General features: G+C 47.1%; 1 rRNA gene. It reads right to left on the reverse strand.

From position 1 onward, the window contains the following. Positions 1–147 precede the first annotated feature (147 nt). Positions 148–257, reverse strand: a 23S ribosomal RNA gene (locus M3202_RS22190); the annotation flags it as partial.

Below are 257 nucleotides of genomic sequence, written 5' to 3' on the forward strand. Positions count from 1 at the left end.
GTCTAGAGTGGAGAACCCCACTCCTCTCTAGACTTTGAAAAACTTGTAGCGACTCCGCACATTGCTGCGTCCATGTCCCGAAAAGGCAGGGACATGGACTTGATTCTTTCAAAACTAGATCATGATTGTACAAGTATCAAGAATTGCTTGGATAAGTCCTCGACCGATTAGTATCTGTCAGCTCCACGTGTCGCCACGCTTCCACACCAGACCTATCAACCTCATCATCTCTAAGGGGTCTTACTGGATTACCTCCA

The organism is Halalkalibacter oceani (assembly GCF_023715605.1).
Classification (GTDB): Bacteria; Bacillota; Bacilli; order Bacillales; family Bacillaceae_D; genus Halalkalibacter; species Halalkalibacter oceani.